Genomic DNA, 3,981 nt, shown 5'->3' with positions numbered 1-3,981 from the left:
ACGTGAACAACGGGGTATGCCTCTGCCTGCTCCACCACGACCTGATCGAGCAAGGCAACTGGGAGATCAACGTCGTCGACGGCATCCCCTGGTTCACCCCGCCGGACTACATCGACCCCCGCCGCAAACCGCTGCGCAACTCCTACTGGCAAACCCACATCCCACCCCAACCACTCCAAGCCACCTGATGATGAGGCAGGCCTCTGGCGATGCCAGTTGTCCAGCTTTGCTGCGGAATGAATTACCACCCAAACAGCAGGCATGGCCGCCTTCGCGGTCACTGAACGAACGTCTTGCTTCGGGAAAACCCCGTACTAGACCCAAGTCCAGCCACTCTCCGCGTGACACGCGCGACAAGTGGCCTGGGCAGCTAACCGCGGGCCGTGTGCGGCCGAAGGTAGTAGGTAGCGGCTCACCGGAGCCCTCGAGAGACCTGGGACGGGGCCAATGATCGTAGTGACGCGGCTGAATGACAGCCAGTTTGCGGTCAACCCTGACCTGATTGAGCGCGTCCATTCCAACCCGGACACCACTTTGGTGATGGTTGACGGCGCCAAGTACATCGTCACCGAGACGATGAGCCAGGTCATCGAGATGATCGCCAGCTACCGCGCCTACGTGCTGCACCTGGCCCGTGAGCTGCCGCCTTCAGTCCACCAGCACGGTCACCCCCAGCTCGGCCTCGTGCCGCCAGCCGCCCCGGCCCCCGAAGATGACTCCGCGGATTCCGGCAACACTGTGCCGCTGCGCCCTAGGAATACGTAAATGGATCCCGCAACACTTATTGGCCTCCTGCTGGCCTTCGGCTCGCTCTACGCCATGATCACCCTCGAGGGCGCCCACGTCTCGGCGCTCCTCATCCCGGCTCCCATGATCCTGGTCTTCGGTGCAACTATCGCCGTCGGCCTGGCCAGCACCACCCTCAGGGACGGCCTGCACGCGTTCAAAGCGTTGCCCCGGGCTTTCACCGGCAAGGTGGCGAAGCCCCAGACGGTTATTGACCGAGTCGTCGAGCTGGCCGAAAAGGCGCGCAGCGAGGGCCTGCTGGCACTGGACGCAGAGGCAACCGAGGAAAAGGACCCGTTCATGCAGCGCGCGCTGCAGAACATCGCCGACGGCACCGACGGCGAGGAACTGCGGATCCTTCTCGAAGACGAGATCAGCACGAAGGCGCGCGCCGACCGCCAATCCTCCAAGTTTTTCATGGGCATGGGCGGCTACGCCCCGACCATCGGCATCATCGGCACCGTCGTATCGCTGACGCACGTGCTGGAAAACCTCTCCACCCCGGACACCCTCGGACCGATGATTGCGACGGCGTTCGTCGCCACGCTGTGGGGATTGCTTTCCGCCAACTTCATCTGGCTGCCGATCGGCGGCAAGCTGAGGCGCTTGGCCGACCTGGAAACCGAGCGCATGACACTGCTGATGGAAGGCATGCTGGCCGTCCAGGCCGGTAGCCAGCCGCGCCTGTTGGGCGAACGCCTGCGTGCCATGGTTCCGGAGCATGAGATGGGCGCGGGGAAGCCGGCCAAGGAAAGTAAACCCGGGAAGTCCGACGACAAGCCTGCGGTCAAGGCAGCATGAAGTCGCGGCGCCCGCGCCGGCCGCTCGGCGCGGAAGAGGACGAGCACCCGGACGAGCGGTGGATGGCCTCCTACATGGACATGGTCACCGTGCTGATGTGTATGTTCATCGTGCTCTTCGCCATGTCCACCGTGGATGCGGCGAAGTTCGAGAAGCTTGCCAACTCGTTGGCCACCGGTTTCGGCGTGGAACGCACCCAGGCGGTTGATACGGCCGAAGGGGTGGTGGTCCCGTCTGAACTCATCGACGAGGAGGGGCAGGGGTTCACCAGTGGTGACGCCGAAGAGGACACCGAGGGTGAACTGAAAACCGACCTCGACGTGGCCATCAAGGAAGTCAACGACCTGCGCAACATCCAGGAGAAAATCACCAAGGGGTTGCAGGAAGAAGGCCTTGAGAAAGCGGTCCGCTTCCAGCTTGACGAACGGGGCCTGACCGTTCGCCTGATTGGCAGCGAGACGTTCTTCGAGCCGGACTCGCCGGTGCTCACCCGGCAGACCATCAAGATCCTGAACGTGGTCGGCCCGGTGCTGAGGCCGGTCGACTACGAGCTGAAGGTGGAAGGCCACACGGCCCAGGTGCGTCACCTGGACCCGAACGCATTGGACTGGGAGCTTTCCTCGGAGCGTGCCGTGAACGTGCTGCGCCATCTGGTGGAAGACAGCGGCGTGGTTTCGAAGCGCATCTCCGCCGTCGGATTCGGCGAATCCAGGCCGCTGACCAGCAGCGGGAGCGATGCAGACCTCGCCATGAACCGCCGCGTGGACATTGTGGTGCTCTCCGGCCAGCCGGAGGCCATCCGCAACCTGATTCCCGAAGTCTTGAAGGATCCTGCCGGCGCCGCCAAAGAGGCGGCTGCGGAACGGGCGAAGTTGGCCAAGCAGGCCGCCGAAGCCGAAGCTGCGGAAAAAGCGGAGGCCGAGTCGGCCGAGGGCGAGACCGCCGAGGACAAACCTGCCGAGCGCGTGGCCGGCGAACCGGGTGGAAGCTCCGGGCGCGACGTGGTCACCGGCGGTGGCAGCAGCGGCGGCCCGGGGCCGGACGCCACCTATGCGCCGGCGCCCGGCGGGGCATCCTCCGGCGACTGAGCGCCTGCCGCCGGCACCGGCCTGCCGGCCTAGATCGTCCTCCGACCACTGAGCGCCCCTGCCATGGGGCCGCCGGTGTTGGACGCGCCGCGGGCACCCCACCCGGATTATCCAAACTCCTAACATCCCGAACCACGCTGCCGATAGTGCCTGCTGTGACGGTCCAGGAACATGCGCACTCTAGCGCGCCCGAAAAGCCGGCCAGAGCCGTCGAAGTTTACGACTTCCGGCGGCCGACCACCCTGGCACGCGAGCATTCCCGCGTGCTGGAGTTGGCCTTCGAAACATTCGCCCGACAGTGGGGCACCCAGCTGACCGCCAAAGTCCGCGTGATCTGCACGGTCACGTCGGAGCAGGTCCAGATGCAGACCTACGACGAGTACGCGGCCTCGTTGCCGGCCAGTACCGCAATGGTGCTCTGCGCCCTCGACGACATCACCGGCAAGGCCGTGATCCAGTTTTCGACCACGGCCGCTATGACGTGGGTAGACCACATGCTGGGCGGCAACGGCAGCCACGACTATCCGGACCGCAAGTTCACGCAAATTGAACAGGCACTGGTCAGCCGGTTGATGGAGGACGCGCTGGAGGACCTGCGCTACTCGCTGGGTTCCCTGCTCACCACGCCCATCAGCCTGGACCAGATCCATTACAACTCGCAGTTCGCGCAGGCCGCGGCCACCAACGACCTGATGATCGTCGCCACCTTTGAAATCCGGGTCGGCGACCTGTCCGCGCCCGCCACGGTGGCCATCCCTGCCGAGGTGCTGCTGACCCAGCTGCGCGATTCGTTCGCCATGAGCAGCCCGGCCAACGCCCGGAAACTGCTGGAAACCCAGCTGGTGCAGATCCCGGTGGACGTCGCCCTGCAGTTCGCCCCCATGCGCGTCCGGCCCGGCCAGGTCCTCGACCTGGCCATCGGCGACCTGCTGCCGCTGCCGCACCCGCAACACCGCCCGCTGGATGTTGCCGTCAACGGCGAACGGCTGGCACACGCCGCCGTGGGTGCCAACGGCAACCGCCTGGCCGGAGTCATTGTTACAACCGAGGAGAACGCCCGATGACACAGACCCAGACCCTTCAGGCTGCTGCCGCCGACGCGCTCCTGGGGTTGCTGCCCACCAACACGCCGCTCTACGCGGTGCGCCAGGACGAAGGCGGGCCGCTGCCCGGGCAGGTGGCCTCCGCCGTCGTCGGGTCCTTCGTGGGCGGAACCTCGGCCGACGTGGCCTTGGTGGTGGCCGACCAGGCCGCGCTGTCCGCCGCCGCGGGCACGGATTCCCCGCTGGTTTCGGCCGCCGACCTG

At 65.8% G+C, this 3,981-nt stretch carries 5 protein-coding genes and 1 pseudogene; all 6 read left to right on the top strand.

What is annotated here, in order from left to right:
• Nucleotides 1-188: hypothetical protein (locus AC5RV2_RS15555; RefSeq protein WP_494093083.1), on the top strand; the 188-nt coding region annotated here is incomplete at its 5' end.
• Nucleotides 189-447: 259 nt separating this feature from the next.
• Nucleotides 448-765, top strand: coding sequence for a flagellar FlbD family protein (locus AC5RV2_RS15550; protein WP_494093082.1), 318 nt, complete (start codon nt 448-450; stop codon nt 763-765).
• Nucleotides 766-1,587 (top strand): motility protein A, encoded by an 822-nt coding sequence (locus tag AC5RV2_RS15545; protein WP_494093081.1) that lies wholly within the window; start codon nt 766-768, stop codon nt 1,585-1,587. It abuts the gene before it with no gap.
• Nucleotides 1,584-2,675, top strand: a complete 1,092-nt coding sequence (locus AC5RV2_RS15540) for an OmpA/MotB family protein (protein WP_494093080.1) — start codon at nt 1,584-1,586, stop codon at nt 2,673-2,675. Before AC5RV2_RS15545 ends, AC5RV2_RS15540 begins: the two co-directional genes overlap by 4 nt.
• A 146-nt stretch (nt 2,676-2,821) precedes the next feature.
• The gene (locus AC5RV2_RS15535) at nt 2,822-3,739 is read left to right on the top strand and encodes a flagellar motor switch protein FliM (protein WP_494067488.1); all 918 of its coding nucleotides are present in this window, start codon (nt 2,822-2,824) and stop codon (nt 3,737-3,739) included.
• Nucleotides 3,736-3,981: pseudogene (locus tag AC5RV2_RS15530) on the top strand (flagellar motor switch protein FliN); the annotation flags it as partial. The gene AC5RV2_RS15535 and the pseudogene AC5RV2_RS15530, both read left to right, overlap by 4 nt.

It is taken from the genome of Arthrobacter sp. Y3225116 (assembly GCF_059091245.1).
The sequence above is the reverse complement of the archived record's forward strand: the minus strand, read 5'-3'. Positions and strand labels throughout refer to the sequence as shown.